Source organism: Hymenobacter sp. M1-2 (assembly GCF_057808495.1).
The window spans coordinates 36,130-54,205 of the sequence record NZ_JBTYZO010000015.1 but is presented as its reverse complement, the minus strand read 5'-3'; the positions used below and the strand labels follow the sequence as shown (position 1 = coordinate 54,205).

21 protein-coding genes are annotated in these 18,076 nt (G+C 59.2%); 16 read left to right on the top strand and 5 right to left on the bottom strand.

All coding sequences use genetic code 11. From position 1 onward, the window contains the following. Positions 1-7: 7 nt before the first annotated feature. Entirely contained in the window at positions 8-1,411 is a 1,404-nt protein-coding gene (locus ACYSMN_RS15430) for an NAD-dependent succinate-semialdehyde dehydrogenase (protein WP_488924802.1), read from the bottom strand. 336 nt (positions 1,412-1,747) lie between these two features. On the opposite strand from ACYSMN_RS15430, the gene ACYSMN_RS15425 reads away from it, so the two are divergent. The 10 genes from ACYSMN_RS15425 to ACYSMN_RS15380 all read left to right on the top strand — a co-directional run bounded on the left by ACYSMN_RS15425 (position 1,748) and on the right by ACYSMN_RS15380 (position 9,524). Further along, positions 1,748-2,311 (top strand): RNA polymerase sigma factor, encoded by a 564-nt coding sequence (locus tag ACYSMN_RS15425; RefSeq protein WP_488924801.1) that lies wholly within the window; start codon positions 1,748-1,750, stop codon positions 2,309-2,311. Positions 2,312-2,313: 2 nt separating this feature from the next. Continuing rightward, complete coding sequence (locus tag ACYSMN_RS15420) at positions 2,314-3,216, top strand: anti-sigma factor (protein WP_488924800.1); 903 nt, start codon at positions 2,314-2,316, stop codon at positions 3,214-3,216. Between the two features lie 436 nt (positions 3,217-3,652). Continuing rightward, the gene (locus tag ACYSMN_RS15415; protein WP_488924799.1) at positions 3,653-4,153 is read left to right on the top strand and encodes a GNAT family N-acetyltransferase; all 501 of its coding nucleotides are present in this window, start codon (positions 3,653-3,655) and stop codon (positions 4,151-4,153) included. Between the two features lie 87 nt (positions 4,154-4,240). Further along, complete coding sequence (locus tag ACYSMN_RS15410) at positions 4,241-5,431, top strand: acetyltransferase domain-containing protein (RefSeq protein WP_488924798.1); 1,191 nt, start codon at positions 4,241-4,243, stop codon at positions 5,429-5,431. 167 nt (positions 5,432-5,598) lie between these two features. Continuing rightward, the gene (locus tag ACYSMN_RS15405; RefSeq protein ID WP_488924797.1) at positions 5,599-6,147 is read left to right on the top strand and encodes a rhodanese-like domain-containing protein; all 549 of its coding nucleotides are present in this window, start codon (positions 5,599-5,601) and stop codon (positions 6,145-6,147) included. A gap of 175 nt (positions 6,148-6,322) precedes the next feature. Next, the gene (locus ACYSMN_RS15400) at positions 6,323-6,943 is read left to right on the top strand and encodes a TIGR04282 family arsenosugar biosynthesis glycosyltransferase (protein ID WP_488924796.1); all 621 of its coding nucleotides are present in this window, start codon (positions 6,323-6,325) and stop codon (positions 6,941-6,943) included. Between the two features lie 54 nt (positions 6,944-6,997). Continuing rightward, a complete protein-coding gene (locus ACYSMN_RS15395) occupies positions 6,998-7,903 on the top strand; it encodes a hypothetical protein (protein WP_488924795.1) in 906 nt (301 codons plus the stop codon). A 23-nt stretch (positions 7,904-7,926) separates the two neighbouring features. After that, positions 7,927-8,505 carry a Crp/Fnr family transcriptional regulator gene (locus ACYSMN_RS15390; protein ID WP_488924794.1) on the top strand — a complete coding sequence of 193 codons (579 nt, stop codon included), beginning with the start codon at positions 7,927-7,929 and terminating at the stop codon, positions 8,503-8,505. Positions 8,506-8,600: 95 nt separating this feature from the next. Then, on the top strand, positions 8,601-9,038 hold the full coding sequence (locus ACYSMN_RS15385) for an ester cyclase (protein ID WP_488924793.1): 438 nt from the start codon (positions 8,601-8,603) through the stop codon (positions 9,036-9,038). Between the two features lie 18 nt (positions 9,039-9,056). Then, positions 9,057-9,524 (top strand): hypothetical protein, encoded by a 468-nt coding sequence (locus ACYSMN_RS15380; RefSeq protein ID WP_488924792.1) that lies wholly within the window; start codon positions 9,057-9,059, stop codon positions 9,522-9,524. Here the strand turns inward: ACYSMN_RS15380 and ACYSMN_RS15375 are convergent. The 3 genes from ACYSMN_RS15375 to ACYSMN_RS15365 all read right to left on the bottom strand — a co-directional run bounded on the left by ACYSMN_RS15375 (position 9,490) and on the right by ACYSMN_RS15365 (position 13,248). After that, complete coding sequence (locus ACYSMN_RS15375) at positions 9,490-10,926, bottom strand: MptA/MptB family glycosyltransferase (RefSeq protein WP_488924890.1); 1,437 nt, start codon at positions 10,924-10,926, stop codon at positions 9,490-9,492. The genes ACYSMN_RS15380 and ACYSMN_RS15375 overlap by 35 nt on opposite strands. Further along, a complete protein-coding gene (locus ACYSMN_RS15370; protein ID WP_488924791.1) occupies positions 10,916-12,382 on the bottom strand; it encodes a cellulose synthase family protein in 1,467 nt (488 codons plus the stop codon). The genes ACYSMN_RS15375 and ACYSMN_RS15370 overlap by 11 nt, the downstream gene beginning before the upstream one ends. Positions 12,383-12,555: 173 nt before the next feature. Then, positions 12,556-13,248 carry a glycosyltransferase family 2 protein gene (locus tag ACYSMN_RS15365; protein ID WP_488924790.1) on the bottom strand — a complete coding sequence of 231 codons (693 nt, stop codon included), beginning with the start codon at positions 13,246-13,248 and terminating at the stop codon, positions 12,556-12,558. Positions 13,249-13,484: 236 nt separating this feature from the next. Here ACYSMN_RS15365 and ACYSMN_RS15360 point away from each other — a divergent pair, with 236 nt between their 5' ends. The 6 genes from ACYSMN_RS15360 to ACYSMN_RS15335 all read left to right on the top strand — a co-directional run bounded on the left by ACYSMN_RS15360 (position 13,485) and on the right by ACYSMN_RS15335 (position 16,585). Next, a complete protein-coding gene (locus ACYSMN_RS15360; protein ID WP_488924789.1) occupies positions 13,485-13,946 on the top strand; it encodes a peroxiredoxin in 462 nt (153 codons plus the stop codon). A gap of 63 nt (positions 13,947-14,009) precedes the next feature. Beyond that, positions 14,010-14,576: a hypothetical protein gene (locus ACYSMN_RS15355; protein WP_488924788.1), complete on the top strand. Its 567-nt coding sequence runs from the start codon at positions 14,010-14,012 to the stop codon at positions 14,574-14,576. Between the two features lie 24 nt (positions 14,577-14,600). Next, entirely contained in the window at positions 14,601-14,978 is a 378-nt protein-coding gene (locus ACYSMN_RS15350; RefSeq protein ID WP_488924787.1) for a zinc metalloprotease, read from the top strand. Positions 14,979-15,178: 200 nt separating this feature from the next. Then, entirely contained in the window at positions 15,179-16,045 is an 867-nt protein-coding gene (locus ACYSMN_RS15345; RefSeq protein WP_488924786.1) for a hypothetical protein, read from the top strand. Between the two features lie 82 nt (positions 16,046-16,127). Then, entirely contained in the window at positions 16,128-16,385 is a 258-nt protein-coding gene (locus ACYSMN_RS15340; protein WP_488924785.1) for a hypothetical protein, read from the top strand. After that, entirely contained in the window at positions 16,382-16,585 is a 204-nt protein-coding gene (locus ACYSMN_RS15335; RefSeq protein ID WP_488924784.1) for a type II toxin-antitoxin system RelE/ParE family toxin, read from the top strand. The genes ACYSMN_RS15340 and ACYSMN_RS15335 overlap by 4 nt, the downstream gene beginning before the upstream one ends. A 100-nt stretch (positions 16,586-16,685) precedes the next feature. Here the strand turns inward: ACYSMN_RS15335 and ACYSMN_RS15330 are convergent, their stop codons facing one another. After that, positions 16,686-18,065 carry a 4Fe-4S binding protein gene (locus ACYSMN_RS15330; protein WP_488924783.1) on the bottom strand — a complete coding sequence of 460 codons (1,380 nt, stop codon included), beginning with the start codon at positions 18,063-18,065 and terminating at the stop codon, positions 16,686-16,688. Positions 18,066-18,076 lie beyond the last annotated feature (11 nt).

The following is an 18,076-nucleotide window of genomic DNA, read 5'->3' as shown; positions in this document are numbered from 1 at the left end:
AGCGGGCTCATTCCACCTTCTTCTTCTTCGACGCGGCTTTCTCCTCCTTCGCTATCCAAATGGATTTCTGATTGACGAACTCCCGAATGCCGAGGTAGGACAGCTCGCGCCCGTAGCCCGACTTCTTCACGCCCCCAAACGGCATTTCCGGCGACGATTTCACCAGACTATTCACGAACACCGCTCCGGCTTCCACGCGGCGCGCCAGTTCCTCCCCCCGCTTCACGTCCTTGGTCCAGACGGAGCCGCCGAGGCCGAAGCGGGAATCGTTGGCGAGGCGCACGGCATCGTCGGCGTCTTTGGCTTCCAGGATGAGGGCGACGGGGCCGAACAATTCTTCCGCGTAAGCACGTTGGCCGGGCTTGATGTTGCTCAGAATCATGGGGCGGAACAGAGCGGTGCCGGGCTGGCTCTGGCCGCCGTGCAGTTCCACTTTCGCGCCCTGCTTCACGGAGTCGTCTACTTGTTCGGTTAGCTCGTCGGCAAGGTCGGGGCGGGCGAGGGGGCCGTATTGAGTGTCTTCGGATAGTGGGTCACCGGGGCGGAAAGCTAGCAGGTGCGTCTTCATCTTTGCGATGAACTCCTTTAGAATAGGCTTCTCTACGATGAAGCGTTTGGCCGCAATGCAGCTCTGCCCAGCATTGATCATGCGCGCCTGGGCGGCCGTTTTGGCGGCTTGGTCCACGTCGGCATCGGCCAGCACGATGAAGGCATCGGAGCCGCCCAGCTCCAGCACGGTTTTCTTGATGTAGCGGCCCGCCGTAGCGGCCACCTGCGCGCCGGCCGGCTCCGAGCCAGTCAGCGTCACGGCCCGCACCCGGTCGTCGCCAATCAGTTTTTCCACCATATCGGAGCCCACGAGCAGCGCCCGGAACGTGGCGGGCGGGAAGTCAGCATCGTGGAAAATGCTTTCCAGTGCCAGTGCGCACTGCGGCACGTTGGAAGCGTGTTTGAGCAGGCCCACGTTGCCCGCCATCAGCGCCGGCGCAATGAAGCGCACCACCTGCCAAAACGGGAAGTTCCAGGGCATCACGGCCAGCACTACGCCAATGGGTTCGTGCGCAATGAAGCTGCGCTGCGCTTCGGTCTGGATCAGGTCGTCGGCCAGGAATTCCTCGGCGTGGTCGGCGTAGTAATCGCAGCAGAGGGCGCACTTCTCGGCTTCGGCGCGGCCATCTACAATCGGTTTGCCCATTTCTATAGCCATGAGGCGGGCTAGCTCGTCTTGCCGCTCACGCAGCAGTTCGGCGGCGCGGTGCATAAGGCGGGCCCGCTCGGCGAAAGAAGTGGTGCGCCACGTGGCGGCGGCCCGGTGGCTTTGGGTCAAAATACGTTCGGTTTTAGGCCAGGAGAAAGCGCGAAACCGCCGCAGCACGCGGCCGGTGTACGGATTGAAGGACTCGATAGGCATGAGAACTAGGAGAAGGGTGGGTAGAAGGTGCCAGGTGGAAGCAGGGAGAGAGTTTTTCGGCAACAGCCTATAATACGGCCGGCTTAGGGAGGAAGCGGCGATTCGAGTTAAAATCCAGAAAACCCTTTATTGCACAAGTATCGCACAAGGAAACTGGCAAACTCATCTATTTGCGCAACTTCCCATGAAACGCCACCGTAGCACGGAGGTTGCGGACCATATCGCCGAGATAAGCGGAATTTATGAAGGTCGGAGCGCGAACAATTACTCGTGTAGTGTACTTTCGCTTGTCGGCGGGTTCCGGCTCACTTCCCACCGTACCATACCCAACTCCCCGTGACTGTCATTCCCCCCGAAGCCACATCACCCGTATCTGACGGAGAAGACCTACTCGTACAGCGCCTGCGCAACCGCGACGAGGCCGCCATGACTCTTTTCTACGACCGATATTCCGCGGCGCTCTACGGCGTCATTATGCGCATCGTCAAGAAAGAGGAAGAAGCCGAGGACGTGCTGCAAGAAGGCATGGTCAAGATCTGGAACTCTTTTGCCTCTTACGACGCTAGCAAAGGCCGGCTGTTTACGTGGGTGATGAACGTGTGTCGAAATTTGGCAATCGACAAAATCCGCTCTCGACAGTACCGCGTAGGTACTCGTACCCAGCCACTTGAGGACAGCGCCGCAGTACGTGAGCCCGCATCGCCCACGTTCCGGCCCGAGCACATCGGCTTGCAGGAAATGACCAAAAAACTCTCCCCCGACCAGCAGCAGGTTGTCGATATGCTGTACTTCGGAGGCTACACGCAAAGCGAGGTCGCCGAAGAATTGAATTTGCCTCTGGGCACGGTGAAAACCCGCGCCCGGGCGGCTATCAAAGTACTTTCAAAATTGATTCGGTAGCCGTGGACATTCAGCAGTACATCGAATCAGGCATCTTGGAGGAATACGCACTTGGCGTGTTGCCCGAGGTAGAACGTACGGAAGTGGAACGCCTGGCGGCCACCCACCCCGAAATCCGGCATGAACTTAATGCCATTGTCAGTGGCCTCGACACCTACGCCGAGGCGCACGCCATTACGCCGCCACCCGAGATGCGGGAGCGAGTGTTGGCGGGCTGGCAGCAAGCCATCCGGGGCCACGAACCTACTCCTATTATGCAAGTGGCACCGGCCGCGGACACCCGCCCCGAAACGCCGCCAATGGCTGTTGCGCCCGAACCCGTGGTGCGGCCCATCAGCAGCGCGCCCGAACCGACCTATAAAGAAACGTCGCGCGGCGGCTTCGGCTGGATGATGGCGGCTTCGGTAGCATTGCTACTGAGCCTAGGTGGCAATTATGTGCTCTACAATCGCTTGCAGCACACGCAGTCGGAATTGGTAGTGGCCCAGAGGAACCAAGCGCAGTTCGCGGCCACGCAGCAAGCCTCCGAAAAGCGCCTCAGCAGCCAAGAGCAGGAGCTAGCCATATTCCGCAACGTGGATTTCAAGAGCGTAGCGCTGGCTGGTACGCCCAACGCGCCCACGGCTAAAGCCCGGGTGCTGTACAACCCGACCACCAAAGCCGTGTACGTGGATGTGCATAGTCTACCCGCGCCCCCTGCCGGCAAGCAGTACCAACTCTGGGCCCTCGACAACGGCAAGCCCGTAGACGCCGGCGTGTTGGCCGCCACCACTGTAGCCGGTGACAGCCTGCAACAGATGAAGGACATTGCCAGCGCCCAGGCTTTCGCCATGACGGTGGAAAACGAAGGCGGCAGCCCCACACCTACACTTGCTACAATGGCCGTGATGGGCAACCTGCTCTAGCAGACTAGACAGCCAAAGAAAAGGGCCGGCGGAAGTTTCCTTCCGCCGGCCCTTTTCTTTGGCCCATTTCTGCCAAATTCACATCCATTTCCAACTCAACCCTCTGTTTTGGTGAACTCAGACCAGTGTTTTGGTTGAAAGTTTGGCATTGATGTTATGTCGTTATTACCTATCATACTGATGTATAAGGCCAGAGCAAAAAAGGCTTCTGGTACCCGCTACCTATTGCCTCTCAGCGGTTCCCAGCACGGCAAAACGTACTAGCCGAGACGCGTATTCAGTATTAAAGTATCTTGTTGCCGCCTGTAAATACTTTTCGGCCCCGCTGGCCTGTCTACGCTTGGTCTACGCCTGTCAACACTATCCGACCAACAGTTACCTGGCCTGCGGCGGCTAGTGGCTGTCTGGTTATTGGTCGTTGCACCCGGCAGCACAAATGAATAATAAATCCAGCACGATGCAGAACAATCAATGTAAACTTAGACGGACCGAGAAATCCGACTTAGAATTTTTGTTCGAGTTTCAACTGGATGAAGAGGCAAATTACTTAGCTGCTTTTACTTCAAAAGACACTGCCGACAAAGAAGCATATTTTGAAAAATACACCAGGCATCTGAATGACCCAGTAATAAATATGCAGACAATTTTAATTGATGAAACTATCGTAGGTAGTATTGCAAAATTTGAAATAGAAGGTGATGCCGAACTTACTTATTGGATAGATAGAAAATTTTGGGGGAAAGGTATTGCGACAACAGCACTTAAGGATTTTCTGACCATTGAAGGTACAAGACCTATTTTTGGGCGAGTCGCGTTTGACAATCTAGGTTCGCAAAAAGTCTTAGAAAAATGCGATTTCGTAAAAATCGGCACGGACAAAGGTTTTGCAAACGCGCGACAAACAGAAATAGTAGAAATTATTTACAAGCTGGTATAAAAATCAGCAATACAATAAATCTTCAGCAAGCACATTAGGTAAAACGGAGGCTATTGACAGCCCTACGCGGCGAATCTATTCTTGCCCATGCTCCAGACTGCTACCCTAACCAAGCCCAAGCCACCAGTAGCACGCCTCACCCGCGTCCAGGCCATCGACATCGTGCGCGGCTTGGTGATGGTCGTTATGGCCCTCGACCACGTGCGTGATTTTTGGAGCTACACGCCCTTCAAACCCGACGACCTGACCCAGACCACAACCCTGCTGTTCTTCACCCGCTGGATTACCCATTTCTGCGCTCCCACATTCGTATTTCTCTCGGGCGTGAGTATTTGGCTAACTCAACAGCGGCGCGGTAGCCGCGGGGCCACGAGCCGCTTCTTGCTCACGCGCGGACTGTGGCTGATTGGGCTGGAGTTGGTGGTCTTCAGCGGCGTGCTCCAATGGGGCTATGGCTTGTTCTTACTGCTGATTATTTGGGCTATCGGCGGGAGTATGGTGCTGTTGGCCGGGCTGCTCTGGCTACCGCGCCCGGTGCTGGTGGGACTGGCCGTCCTCATTTTGCTAGGCCACGACGCGCTGCCGTTTTTGCAGCCCGTTACGGCGGCCAATGCGGGCTGGGCTCTGCTGCACAACGGCCCTTTTGTGCTGCCACTGCCCGGCTTGCCGCCGCTGCTGGTAGCCTACTCCGTCGGGCCCTGGCTGGGCGTGATGCTGGCTGGCTACCTCGTCGGGCCCTGGTTTGGACTGCCGCTGCCCGAGCGTGCCCGGCGGCTGCGCCTGGCGGGGGCGGCGTTGCTGGTGCTGTTTGTGGGGCTGCGAGCCACCAACTGGTACGGCGACCCGCAACCCTGGAGCGTGCAGCCGCGCGGCGGGCTCTACACGGTGCTCTCGTTTCTGAACGTGAGCAAGTACCCACCCTCGCTGCTGTTCTGCTGCCTGACGCTAGGGGTAGCCCTGCTGCTGCTCAGTGTGGCCGAAGGAGTCGCTAGCCGCCCGGCGCGCTGGCTACGCACCTACGGGCAGGTGCCGTTTTTCTACTACCTGCTGCACCTGCTGCTCATCAGTGGCGCGGCCTGGCTCTGGACGCGCCTTGCTTTCGGGCAGCCAGTCAACCTATCAGTTACGCCAGCGCCTCAGTGGCCGCTAGCGTATCAGCCTAGTTTGCTGCGGGCCTATTCGGTGTGGCTGGCGGTGGTGCTGGTCCTGTACTGGCCGTGTCGGTGGTATCAGGCCTACAAGCAGCGTCACACGTACTGGTGGTTGTCGTATCTCTAGCCAGCGGGTGTAGAATGAGGAAGATGGAATTGCGTACGCGTTGTGCAGGAGGCATCTTCACTGCGCCGGCGGCAACGTCCTAGTTTGGTTGGAATTCATCTTCAACACCTTGACCACCACTCATAATTCTTCCTTCCTCATTCCCAATTCTTCATTCTCTTAACCCGATGCGGAAACCTGATTTTCTACGGCGGATGGGGCTGACGTTTTCGTCGCTGTGGCTGCTTACGCTCGGCGCTTGCGGCTACGGACGCGCTCAGGAGGGCCAGCAGACAACGGCTTACGACCGATTGCTGAAGACGCTTTATAGGGGGACAGTGCCGCTGGTGCAGCCAACTGCGCTGGCTGTCACCATACGCGACAAACCCGGCTCAGTCGTTCTACTCGATACCCGCACACCCACCGAGTTCCGTGTGAGTCATTTACAAGGCGCGCGTTTCGTGGATTTCGGCACGTTCGAAAAGGCGACTTTCCAGGACCTGCCCCGCGACCAGACGGTGGTGGTGTATTGCTCGGTCGGCTACCGCAGCGAGCGGGTGGGGGAGCGGCTCAGGGCGCTAGGTTTCCGGGACGTGCGCAACCTCTACGGCGGTATTTTTCAGTGGGTGAATGAAGGCCGGCCCATCTATAACGCGCAAGGACGGACGCAGGATGTGCATCCGTATTCGGCCCTCTGGAGCACCTGGCTGACGCAGGGCCGCAAGGTATATGAGTGACATGGGACATGGGATGGTGAGACCTGGGATATGAGACAAACGTGTGGCTAGCCAAACCTGACAAACAAATAACTAATAGGGCGTAGATAAGAGAGCATAATGTTGCAACTGTTAATCGAGCATCGTCTGTCTCATATCTCACTATCTAATCTCTAATACTTGACCTCACTTTCCAATGACGTCTCAAGCTGAACCTCATCTGCTTATTTTTGCTCGCCACCCAGAGTTAGGTCGCGTCAAGACGCGGCTGGCGGCTGGCATTGGCGATGAAGCGGCACTGGAAGTATACCGGGAGTTGCTGGCCCACACCCGAGCCGCTACGCAAAACCTGGCAGCTCGCAAAACTGTGTGGCTGGCGGAGGCGCCCCGCGCAGACACCAAGCCCGACCCTTGGCCCGGCTACGAACAGTTGCTCCAGTTTCCCGGCGACTTAGGCACCAAAATGCAAGCAGCTTTTTCCCGCGCTTTCGCCCAAGGCGCTACGGCGGTGCTCATCATTGGTACCGACTGCCCCGGCCTTACCGAGGAACTGCTGCGCGACGCCTACGCGGCGCTGGCTACGCACGACGTAGTGCTGGGGCCAGCGGAAGATGGCGGCTACTACTTATTGGGGATGAAAGAGTTGTATGAAGATTTGTTTGTCAACAAATCCTGGAGCACCGATTCGGTGCGGGCGCACACGTTGGCCGATGCCGACCGGCTAGGCCTGACGGTGTGCCAACTACCCGTGTTGCGCGACGTGGACGACGCCGACGACTTAGCCGCTTGGCGGGCGGCTACAAGCAACCAAGAGTAGGCGGCGGCTGTCGGGTTTCGGCGTAATATTGAGTTCCACCTCCGACCTGCTGCCATGCCTTTCCTCGTTGCGCGCCTCCTTTTAGTAACTAGCGGCCTGGCCACGTGCCTAGCCGCCTGCTCGGCCACTGATGCCGACAAAAAGCAACCCGACAGCTCGGGGCCGCCAGTTGCGCCGCCTAGTGCTCTGCGCGCGCTGGAACCGCAATTCAATCCGCAGTGGGCCATGGACCGGCTCTGGGAAGACGGTTTGGCGGAAGTAGCCGTCTACGATGCGGAGCGCATGATTTACGACCGAGTGCGGAAGTTCGAGTACGTGCAGGTGACGGTGAAAGAGGAGTTTAACGGGCAGTACCACGTCAAAACCGACGACTATCAGCGCCAGGACTTGTTTCCGGTGATGAAGGTGAACCAGTTTTGCCGCATTGAAACCGACCAGTACCCGTACCATTTCCTGACCTCGCTGTTTTTCCGGCGCGAAAGTCCGGCGAGCCTGTACAAACTCACAACTTCCTCGCAGGAGTGGTGCGGCAATACGTTCAAAGCCTTCCTCGACGACGGCCTGCAATACGTGGAAACCTACAACTCGTACTGGGACGGTCAAGGCGCCGGTCAGCGTAAGTTGCGCCGCGACCTGCTGTTCGAAGACGCGCTGCCCTACACGCTACGAAGCCTGCGCTTTGCCAACGCCACCACGTTCAAAGCCAGCATCTGCGAGCTACAGCAAACCAGCAAAGCCGCGCCGCCTACCATCTACGCCGCCGAAATTCGGGTGCAACCAGCCATTGCTGGCGATACGCCCGAGCCGGCCTGGCAAGTGCGCGTCCGGCTGGCGCCCGACAAGGAAAGCACCTATTGGTTTGCGCAGAAATACCCTAATGTATTGCTGCGCCAGGCCACCTGGGACGGCCGCAACCTGCGTCTGAAGAAAGTCAGCCGCTACGCCTACTGGACGCATTAAGGGAACCTCTAATAGTGACTCCCGTGACGGATCAGTTGCTTTCCAGCATCCGGCGTTTTGTGCGGCTCACGCCGGAAGAAGAAGAATTTGTGCCATCGTTGTTTGTGGCCGAACGGCTAAACAAGCAGGATTTCTTCCTGCGCGAAGGCGAGGTATGCCGCAAAGTAGGCTTCATTGGGCAAGGCCTGTTGCGTAGCTACCGGACCCGCGAAGGACAGGAGTACACGTACTACTTCGGGCGGGAAGGCGAGTTTATCTGCGACTACCAAAGCTTCTTGCCGGCGCAGCCGAGCGTCAGCACCATTCAGGCGCTGGAAGACGTGCAACTGCTCAGCATCTCGCACGCCAACCTGCAAGTGCTGTATCGGGAAGTGCGGGAAGGAGAAAAGTTTGGGCGGCTGGTGGCCGAAATGATTTTCACTGATGTCCTGCGCCAGCTTACGTCGCTCTATCAAGACTCACCCCAGGAAAGGTACGAGCAGTTTTTGCGCAGCTATGCCGACTTATTGCCCCGCGTGCCGCAGTACTACATTGCCTCCTACGTAGGAGTGCAGCCGCAGTCGTTGAGCCGGATCAGGCGTCGGGCGGCCACGGGCGGGTAGATGACGTCGGGCGGGCATTTGTTAACTCAGGTGCATGACTGGGGCTCGGGCCAATTCTAGCTTTGCTTCATCTTTTCACCTTACCCGTTAAGAAGATGGCCCACCAGCAGTTAGCCTACCAGTTTGCTCAGGCCCTGAGCACTCGCAACGTCGCGCTGTTCGACGAATTTATTCACCCGGAATACCGCAACCACAACCCATTTGCCGCCCCTGGCAAGCAAGGTGTGCAGGACTTTTTCGCTCACTGGCTCGAAGCCTTCCCGGATACCATTGTGACGGCCGAAGCCGTGTACGAGGACGGCGACACCGTAATTGGCCGCTTCACGTACCGGGCTACGTTCATCAAACCTTTTTTGGGTCACTCCCCAACGGGCCAGCCCGTGGAAATGCGTTCAATTGACATATGGCGGGTGCAGGATGGCCGCTTTGTAGAGCACTGGGACGAACTCAACACCCTGGAGTTCTTCCAGCAGCTCGGCGCCCTTCCCAGCAGTGCCGCCCCGGCCGCTACTCCAGCAGAAGTCATTTCTTAAATTCACCTGGAGACTGTTATGGAAACGCTAGTTGTTGATTCAGTGAAGGTTGTGGCCTTGCTCAGTGTTGGGGTCGTGTTTGGAACCGACGTTTTCTTTGCGTTGGTGGGCCGGCTGGCTTTGGAGCGGGCCGAAGAGGCCAGCTTAACGCACGTCATGGGCCATCTGCACGCCGTGGCTGACCGGCGCATGGCGGTGGTAGGAGCCGTGGGGCTATTGTCGACGGCCGGGCTGGTCGTGGTGCTGGGCACGGGAAGCGTGGCGGGCAAAACGGCGCTGGCCGCGCTGGCCGGATTGGCCGTGCAGTTGGGCGCCTACCTGACCGTGGCCAAGCCCGTGAATGCGGCGCAAACGGCCGCGGCGCAGCAGCAGAAAACGCCCGCCAACGCCCGGGCTCTGCAACGGCGTTGGGATAGCGTTATCGGACTACGGGCCGTGGCGCTTACGGTGGCTATGGCCTGCTTGGCGCTGGTGGCGCTAGAGTAGCCGTTCTTGTCCGGCGCCAATCCCAGACCATAGCCAGCAGCAACCCACCGTATTCCAGCGTCAGCAGCCACGGGTTTTCGGTGTAGGCGGAGGTTTGGTAGGCCGCATAAGAAAGCACCGCCAGCCCGGACCACGCCAGCGCGTATCGATACGGCGTGAAAACGCTCAACAGCACGAGGGGCGTGAGATACCACGGATGCACCACGGTAGCGAGCAGATAGTAAGCCGTGAGTAGCAGCAGCAGCGCGCGAGGCAGCGTAGCCCAGCCAGGGCGTTTTTCACTCACAACTAGAGCCCCCGTAACACCTATCACCAGCAGCGCCAGCGCCGGTCCGATGCGAGCAATCTGGTTGTAGCCCGTGAGCCAATAGCCGCCGGCCCGCAGCAGGTAGTAGAAGCTGGCATTAAACTCGAAACTGCGAAAATAGAGGTTGAGGCTGCGCGCTATATTGCGCACGTGCTCCGCCGACACAAACGGCGCGAACAGCAGTGCCACCGTCAGCCCCAAAAGAGCGCCAAACCCCACGAAGCGCCACCAGCCGAGCCGCCGCACCAGCAGCGGCAGCACCAGCAGCGGCAGCAGCTTCGCCCCAACAGACAGCCCGAGGGCTCCCGCCGCCCACTGCCAGCGTCCGCGCACCAGCAGCCACACCGCCAGCAGCAGAAAAGTTGCCACCAGCGCCTCAAAGTGCAGATTGCCGGTCAGCTCCACTACCACGAGCGGGTTGAGCAGGTACCATAAGGCCCGTTGTGGTGGGAGATTAAAATGCCGCAGCAGTGCCAGCAGCAGCCCCGCCGTGGCGGCTTCGGCCAGCAGTAGCACCAGCCGCATCAGCAGCACCGCACCCCGCTCATGGGCCGGAAAAACCCCCAAAGCCAACCCAAAAACCGCCTGGCCCACGGGCGGATACACGGAGTAGTAATGCGGCGAATTGAGCCTGGGATAGAGGGTTGTTAGTTGCTGGTTGTTAGTTGTCGGTTGTTCGTGGCTGGCGGCTTCCGATTGCACATTCAGACTAGGTGCCAGAGAGTCAGAAACTAATTCGTCGGGGCGGTATTGGAAGGGGTTGGTGCCGGACGCTACTAGCAGACCATCCCAGCGGAAACGGTGGTAGTCGTCGGAGAGGGCGGGGAGGGCGGAGAGCCACAGCAACCGGAACAGCAGCGCGGCTAGCAAACCAATGCGGAGCGGGAGCTTGGTTTTCAGCAGATAGATATAGGCGGCAAACGCCACGCCGAACAAGGCCAGCAACTGCCCAAACTCCGCCCGCGGCGTGGCATAGGCCAGTGCCGCATACGCCGCCGCTGAAAGCAGCAGTGCGGCGTGCCGTAGGTGTGCGGGTAGTAATGGGGACATGCAGACAGTCGTTGACGCGCGGGCTGCTTGAGTGCTACGCCCGATGCCGCACGGAGTACAGGAAAATCAGCCCGTAGCCTATCGTGAGCATGAGGTGGAAAGGGATGAGGCCCCAGTCGTTGAAGTAAAGGCCGGCGACGGTGCCGAAACCGAAGTAGAGCGTGAGCAGCCCTTCGGTGAAGGTGAGGCCGTCGAGTAAGTCGCCGGTGCGGTAGCGGCGGCCCCGCCAGCCGCCTTGCCGCCGTACCAGCCCCAGCTTGGGCGTGCGAATAAAGGCCGACTGCTGCCCCCAATAGCCGAGCAGCACCGCCCGCGCGTTATGCAAAGTCAGTCCCATCGACATCGACAGAAAAAGCACAAATTCCGGCGCAAACCGCCAGGTTGGCGCCGCGGGTTTATCGAGCCGCCAAGCCGTGAAGTAGTAGTAAATGAGTGGCACGAAGGCCAGCAGAAACACCGACGCCACTCGCAGCAACGGCTTCAACTCCGGCAGGTGGGCGCGCACGAACACCAGCGGCACGCTCACCACAGCCATCAGCAGTATGGCCACGAATACGCTGCTATTGAGCAAATGGAACGTAGCGTGCAGCTTGGTAGCGGCCGACTCGGAGGAGCGCAGCACCGACCCTAAGTGCTTACGGGCGGTTTCGGCCGCGCCTTTGGTCCAGCGAAACTGCTGCGACTTCAGCGCATCGAGGGTGGCGGGCAGCTCGGCGGGCGCTACCACGTGTGGCAGGTAGCGAAAGCGCCAGCCGCGTAGTTGCGCGCGGTAGCTCAGGTCCAGGTCTTCGGTGAGCGTGTCGGTGTGCCAGCCGCCGGCGTCTTCGATGCAGCTGCGCCGCCACACGCCGCCCGTACCATTGAAGTTGATGAAGTGCCCGCCGGCCGTGCGGCCCACCTGCTCCACGTAGAAATGGGCATTGAGCCCGAAGGCTTGCAACTCGGTCAGCAGGGAATATTCCTCGTTGAGGTGGCCCCAACGAGTTTGCACCACTCCCAGGCCCGCCTCGTGAAAGTAGGGCACCGTGCGGCGCAGAAAATCCGGCTTCGGCACGAAGTCGGCGTCGAAAATGGCAATCAACTCCCCGTCGGTTTGCTTCAGGCCGTGGCGGAGCGCGCCCGCCTTAAAGCCCTGCCGGCTAGGGCGGCGCACCTGGTCGATGCGCAGGCCCTGGGCGCGGTGGTGGGCTACGCGGGCCGCCACCAGCTCCAGGGTTTCATCCGTAGAGTCGTCCAGAACCTGAATATGTAGCCGGTCGGTGGGATAGTCGAGGGCCGCGCAGGCGTCGATGAGGCGCTCGGCGACGAATACTTCGTTGTAGAGCGGTAGTTGCACCGTTAGGTTGGGCCACGCTAGGGGCGGTTCCGGTTCCGGCGCCAAGCCTCGCTGGTAGGCTCGCCGGGCCAGTCGCGTCAGCTGAAACTGCGTCAGGCTGAAGCCTAGCACAAAGGCCAGGCACAGCCCGTAGAGTACCAGCAGCGTGATTTCAAGGAAATACATTAGGTACCGGACCTGAGATAGTGAGACATGAGATGTGAGACAGACGATGCCGAAGCAACACTTTGCCGGCGACGTTGAGCCTTTTTATATGTCATCACTTACTTAAAGAAACAAGGAGCTAAAAACCACCAAGCGGCGCTAACTGACGAACTAAGCCAGGCAAAAAGGAGCACTCACAAGTACCGGAAAATCGTCCACAGAATTTTGTAGCCGGCGCCGAGCGTGCCGCGCACCGTGCCCGATACTTTGCTTACGCCAATGCGGCGGCGGTAGCGTACGGGTACTTCCACGTTGCGCAGCTTGAGTTTGGCGGCTTTGAGCTGCATTTCCACCGTCCAGCCGTAGGTGGTATCCTTCATGCCGATGCGTTGCAGGGCCTCCCGCCGAATGGCCCGGAACGGCCCCAAGTCGGTGAAACGGGCCCCGTACAATAGCCGCAGTAGGTTGGTGGCCAGCCAGTTGCCGAAGATTTGCTGGGGCAGCATGGCGCCGGATTCCCGCTCGCCCAAAGCCCGCGAGCCAATCACCATATCGGCTTCGTCGCGCAGGATGGGAGCCAGCAGCAGCGGCATTTCTTCGGGGTAGTCGGAATGGTCGCCATCAAGAAATACGATGATGTCGGCCTGCTCGGCGGCGGGGCGGCCGAAGCTGTGGGCCATACCGGCCAGGCAAGCGTGGCCGTAGCCGGGGCGGGGCTCGCGCAGCACGGTAGCGCCAGCAGCCTGGGCCACGGCGCCAGTGCGGTCCGAAGAATTATTGTCCACCACAATCACCTCCCGCACCAGACCCGCCGGAATTTCAGCCAGCACTTTGGCAATGGACTGCTCTTCGTTGAAGGCAGGAATGATAACGTCAATCAGGGGCATGGTAGGAGCGGCGGGAGCCACTCAGCGTTGAACGGGCCAGAGGAAGGAGCCACCGAAACAGGTTCGCTCCAAAGTACAAAGATGCACGGTTGGGATTAGTCAAACATCACGAAACCGTCCGGCCGCCAGGCAGCGGCAAACTTTCGGTCTGCGCGGCCGGTTTTGGGCTATCTTTCGGGGCCGTATTGTGCGGCTTGTATCACCGGGCGCCCGCCGCGCCTCACTCCTCCTGACTTATGCTCCAAGTAGGCGACCAAGCTCCCGACTTCACCCTCAACACCACCACCGGCGATACGTTTCGCCTCAGTGAGCAGCGCGGCCGGCGCGCCATTGTGCTCTATTTCTACCCCAAAGACGACACGCCCGGCTGCACTGCCGAAGCCTGCTCGTTCCGCGACCAGTACCAGGATTTCCAGGATCTAGGTGCCGAAGTCGTAGGCGTGAGCTCCGACTCGGAAGCCTCGCACCAGAAGTTCACTCAGAAGCACCGCCTGCCTTTCCCATTGCTCGCCGACGCGGGCGGCCAAGTGCGCAAGCTCTACGAAGTGCCCCGCGCGCTGCTCGGCCTGTTGCCCGGCCGCGTCACGTTCGTCATCGACAAAGAAGGCGTCATCCGCTACATCTTCAACTCCATGCAGAAGGCCACCGACCACGTGGCTACCGCCAAGAAAGTGCTGTCGGAACTGACGGCCGCTTAAACAAAAATTGACGGTAAGTCTGGTGTTGTTCTCATCAGTTCGCTACTTAGCCACGCTTATTTTATGGGTGCTTTATTGATTGATATGTTGCAGCGGGCCCAGCGCAGTCGGCGCATTGTGTCGTTGCAGACCAGCGGGGGCATGTTTTTGGGCTACGTGCTCAGCTTCAACCCGGAATTGCTCGTGCTGCGCACCATCACGCGGCAAGGGCTGCTGACCGGCGTCCGTACCATCGGCCTGGATACCGTGTCGCAGGTGCATTTCGATGATAAGTACGTGCGGCTTATCGAGTTCAAGGAGCACAACCCGGAGGCCGTGTATGGCCTGCCCGCCGCGCCCGATGGTCTCGACAAGCAGTACCTCACTGTGCCCGCCCTGCTTCAGCGGGCGCAGGAAGCGCGGCAGCTAATCTTAGTCGAAACCGCCGGCGGCCATGACCTCTACGGCTACGTTGCGCGCCTCACCGATGATGAGCTGCTGCTGGAAGTGTACACCCAATACGGCGAACCAGACGGCCACACCGTGCTCGGCCTCGACGACGTGCGCAGCGTGGTGTGGAGCGACGAAGATACCCGCACGATAGAGCTGCTGCTAAAACAGCGAGCCGCCGACGATGGGACGCGGAAATAAGAGAAGTTCCTTGCTCAGTTTGTTGTGTTAGTTGCCTGTTTCACGCTGTTCGGCTTACTTCTGTTCCTGCTTTCGGGCCACGTCGCGGTAGTCGTGGTGCACGAGCTGGGGCACGGTATTACGGCTTGGTTGCTAACCAACCAACCGGTAGAAGTATATATAGGCAGCTACGGCGATAAGGAGCGTAGCTTGGCCATTCTGGTAGGAAAGTTGAAACTATACATAGGCCGCCGGTTGCTCATGGGTGGTGGAATGTGCCGGCCATCGAAAGCTATGTCTGACTACCCTGCGATGGTGGTGATTGCGGCTGGTCCCGTGCTGCCCGAATACCGCAAGGAGTTGCAGAAAGCCCTGGCTTGCTCGCCAGTTACTCCAGCAGACTCCGCGCAATTAGGGGCATAGCCAGCTGCTCGACAAGTAGGACCCATTCTGCCCTCAGAATCTACCTCGCAGTTTCTGTCGGTGCTGCTGGTCTTCGTCAAATAATGCAAAAGATTCGAGTACCAAAACAGCCAAAGAAGGAGTCGTAGCGCAGTTATTGGCTAGAAGGTTGACCTTTGCGTTCTAAACCGTAAGTTGCGCCCGTTTTCGAACGAGCGTCTATGAGTGAAACACGTTTACACTGGCTACTACCGGTGCTATTGCTGCTGGTTACGACGGTGCAAGCTCAGCGGCTAGCTTCTCCCAAGCCGACGCAGCCCCGGCCCACTACCAGCAAAACCAAGAAGCCCACCACCGTTGCGCCTAAAGTCCAGCGGGCCGTAGTGGTAGGCGTGAGCGACACGGTTGGCGGCCGTTTCGTGGTGCCACAGGTGCAGTTACCCGATGCCGCCGTGGCCGCCCGCATCAATCTGGATTTGACCGATGCGGCGCTAGGAGAGGACCTGGAATCAGTGCCCTATCCACTCACCGCGCAAGCCGGCCTGCAACAAGCTCGTACCGAGTACAAAGCCAAAGCTCAAAGTGGGTTTGTCGGGTCGCGCTACGAAGTGCTCTACAACGACTACGGGCTGCTTTCGGTGGAATTTACGGCCGATTACATGGGTGCGTACCCTTCGTCTTCCACCCGCCACGCCACCTTCGATCTGCGAACCGGCCGCCTGCTGGAAGTGCGCGACTTCCTCACCGACACGCTGGCCTTGCGCCAACGCTGGCAGCAGTCCATCAACCGCCGCATAGCCGACCACCTGCGCGCCTTACCCAACGAGTACCCCCAACTGGATGCCGACATGCTAACCGACGTGCGCCGCCGGCTCTACTGGAACGACAGCACCCAAACGGTGCAGCTAGAAGGCAACGACCCTGGCTTCTACGACTTTGCCCTCACGCCCTTGGGGCTCATGCTATACTACGACTTCGGCTTCCCGCACGTCATCGAAGCCATGCAGCCCGACTCCGACTACCTGTTCAGCTACGCCCTCCTTTCCCCCTGGCTGAAACCCAAAGGCCCGCTGGATTTCAAGCGGTAACCCGCGCAAGACACTGGTACTGGAAACTTTGCCGCGGCTACGCATCTTTAAAGAACACTCAGTCCTGAGAAAAGCCACTCCTATGTCTTCTCCTACTATCGCCCAAACTGACGCTAATTCCACACTCAAAGCGGAATTACATCAGGTGATCAACGAAATAGAGGACCCTGCGGTCTTACAAGCGGCCCTCGTCTTATTGACAACTCAAGTACCTAGCACTGCTGATTTTTTGGATGAACTGACGCCACAAGAACAAGCATTATTACAACAAAGTATTGCCGATGCTGATGCTGGCCGCGTGGAAGATGCCCAAGCAGTGCTAGAGCGTTTACGCAAGTGAGCTACCGGCTCATTATCACCCGCACGGCAACTCAGCAACTGGAGGAACTAGCCATTTATGCCGCGGCCCAAGGCTCAGGCCAGAGCAAGCTGAATCTGCTGGAAGCAGTTGCGCAAAAACTCGAGTTACTCACGCAAAACCCTTTCATTTATCGGCGTTCCGTACGCCTGCCGGATGTGCGTGAGTGCGTGGTAAAGTAAATGCCCACGCAATCATGTTGTATCGGCCTACTGCTGAAACAGTGGAAATACTTGGCTTTCGTGACATTCGCCGTGGCTCTAGTTAGTCTTATCTACTAACCTAGCTCAAGATGCGCAGGCTGTCGGCGTGGATGAGTTGAGAGCCTTGGTAGCGGCCTTCGCGCGGGCCATTTTCGAGGTTGAGCACGCCGCGCGGGCAGGCCGTGGAGCACAGGCCGCAGCCCACGCAGGAAGCTCGAATGATAGGCTCACCGCGCTGGGCGTACTGTTTCACGTCGATGCCCATTTCGCAGACGTTGGAGCAGTTGCCGCAGGAAATGCATTGCCCGCCGTTGGTGGTGATGCGGAAGCGGGAGAAATGCTTTTGCAGCAATCCTAGGTAGGCCGCCATCGGGCACCCAAACCGGCACCACACCCGGCTGCCCATCAGCGGGTAGAAGCCCACCCCAATCACTCCCGAAAACACGGCCCCGATAGCGAAACCATAGAATTTGGACAGCGGCTCGGTCACAACTTGCAAAGCCGGCACCGCGCCCGAAGCGCCCAGCCACAGCAGCACCGTGAGCAACACAATGAGTGCTAGCACGGAGTAAATGATGCGCACTTCCCAGCGCCAGGCAGCGCGGCTTTTGTCGGAAAGGTGGCGGTAAGGGTCGCCGGCGGTTTCGGCGAGGCCGCCGCAGCCGCACACCCACGAGCAGTACCACCGCTTCCCGAAAAAGTACGTCAGTATCGGCGTCGCTACGAGCGACATCACGGCGCTCCAGAACACTAGGAACACGCCCAAACCGGGTCCGCCATCCTTGAGTAGATAGCTCATGGTGCCCGGAAACAGGTAGTCGTACTTGAGGGGCCAGAAGTAGGAGAAGTAGTATTCGGGCTTCTGAAAAGCCAGCAATAGCCCAGGCAGCAGGAAGGCAAACCCCAGCTGAAAGAACATCACCGACGTGGTGCGAATGCGTTGGTAGGGGGAGTGCCGATACTTCCAGATAGCGCGGGCGCCCATCACTAGCACGGCCAGCGTGTAGAACGTGCCGTACAGAAACCATTGGTCGGCGGGGCGCTGGCGCAGCCACTGGCTGAACGGGTCGAGAGCGTGCACAAGCTGGTTGAAAGGCCCAAAATTGCCCTGTCCATTGTCGCTGCTGAACCAGTAAAGCACCACGTAAAAACCCGTCAGGACCACCGCCGTGACCCAGGCGATGGCGCCGCGGCTGGTGCTGCCCCGCAGCCACAGATTGTCTTGCTGCACCCCGGCCGGCTTGCGCCCAAACTTGTACCAGGCCCAGCCCAGCGTCCCGCCGCTCAGCAACAGCGTCCCGGCCCAGAAGCTGAGCCGCGCCCGGTAGGCATCGCTATCGAAGGCCACGCTCAGCAGCGCCAGCAAACCCAGGGCAATGGCCGTGAGCAAGGTTTTCTCGGTGGCCGTCGTGTCGGGTACGGGCGGGCGCGTCAGGGTAAGATCGGAAGAGAAAGCCATGAGAAAGGCGG

Coding starts and splice junctions, on each gene's coding strand:
- ACYSMN_RS15400 (WP_488924796.1), top strand. CDS start 6,323: ATGACGTCTCAAGCTGAACCTCATCTGCTTATTTTTGCTCGCCACCCA.
- ACYSMN_RS15370 (WP_488924791.1), bottom strand. CDS start 12,382: ATGTATTTCCTTGAAATCACGCTGCTGGTACTCTACGGGCTGTGCCTG.
- ACYSMN_RS15405 (WP_488924797.1), top strand. CDS start 5,599: ATGCGGAAACCTGATTTTCTACGGCGGATGGGGCTGACGTTTTCGTCG.
- ACYSMN_RS15380 (WP_488924792.1), top strand. CDS start 9,057: ATGGAAACGCTAGTTGTTGATTCAGTGAAGGTTGTGGCCTTGCTCAGT.
- ACYSMN_RS15330 (WP_488924783.1), bottom strand. CDS start 18,065: ATGGCTTTCTCTTCCGATCTTACCCTGACGCGCCCGCCCGTACCCGAC.
- ACYSMN_RS15340 (WP_488924785.1), top strand. CDS start 16,128: ATGTCTTCTCCTACTATCGCCCAAACTGACGCTAATTCCACACTCAAA.
- ACYSMN_RS15355 (WP_488924788.1), top strand. CDS start 14,010: ATGGGTGCTTTATTGATTGATATGTTGCAGCGGGCCCAGCGCAGTCGG.
- ACYSMN_RS15360 (WP_488924789.1), top strand. CDS start 13,485: ATGCTCCAAGTAGGCGACCAAGCTCCCGACTTCACCCTCAACACCACC.
- ACYSMN_RS15415 (WP_488924799.1), top strand. CDS start 3,653: ATGAATAATAAATCCAGCACGATGCAGAACAATCAATGTAAACTTAGA.
- ACYSMN_RS15345 (WP_488924786.1), top strand. CDS start 15,179: ATGAGTGAAACACGTTTACACTGGCTACTACCGGTGCTATTGCTGCTG.
- ACYSMN_RS15410 (WP_488924798.1), top strand. CDS start 4,241: ATGCTCCAGACTGCTACCCTAACCAAGCCCAAGCCACCAGTAGCACGC.
- ACYSMN_RS15365 (WP_488924790.1), bottom strand. CDS start 13,248: ATGCCCCTGATTGACGTTATCATTCCTGCCTTCAACGAAGAGCAGTCC.
- ACYSMN_RS15385 (WP_488924793.1), top strand. CDS start 8,601: ATGGCCCACCAGCAGTTAGCCTACCAGTTTGCTCAGGCCCTGAGCACT.
- ACYSMN_RS15430 (WP_488924802.1), bottom strand. CDS start 1,411: ATGCCTATCGAGTCCTTCAATCCGTACACCGGCCGCGTGCTGCGGCGG.
- ACYSMN_RS15395 (WP_488924795.1), top strand. CDS start 6,998: ATGCCTTTCCTCGTTGCGCGCCTCCTTTTAGTAACTAGCGGCCTGGCC.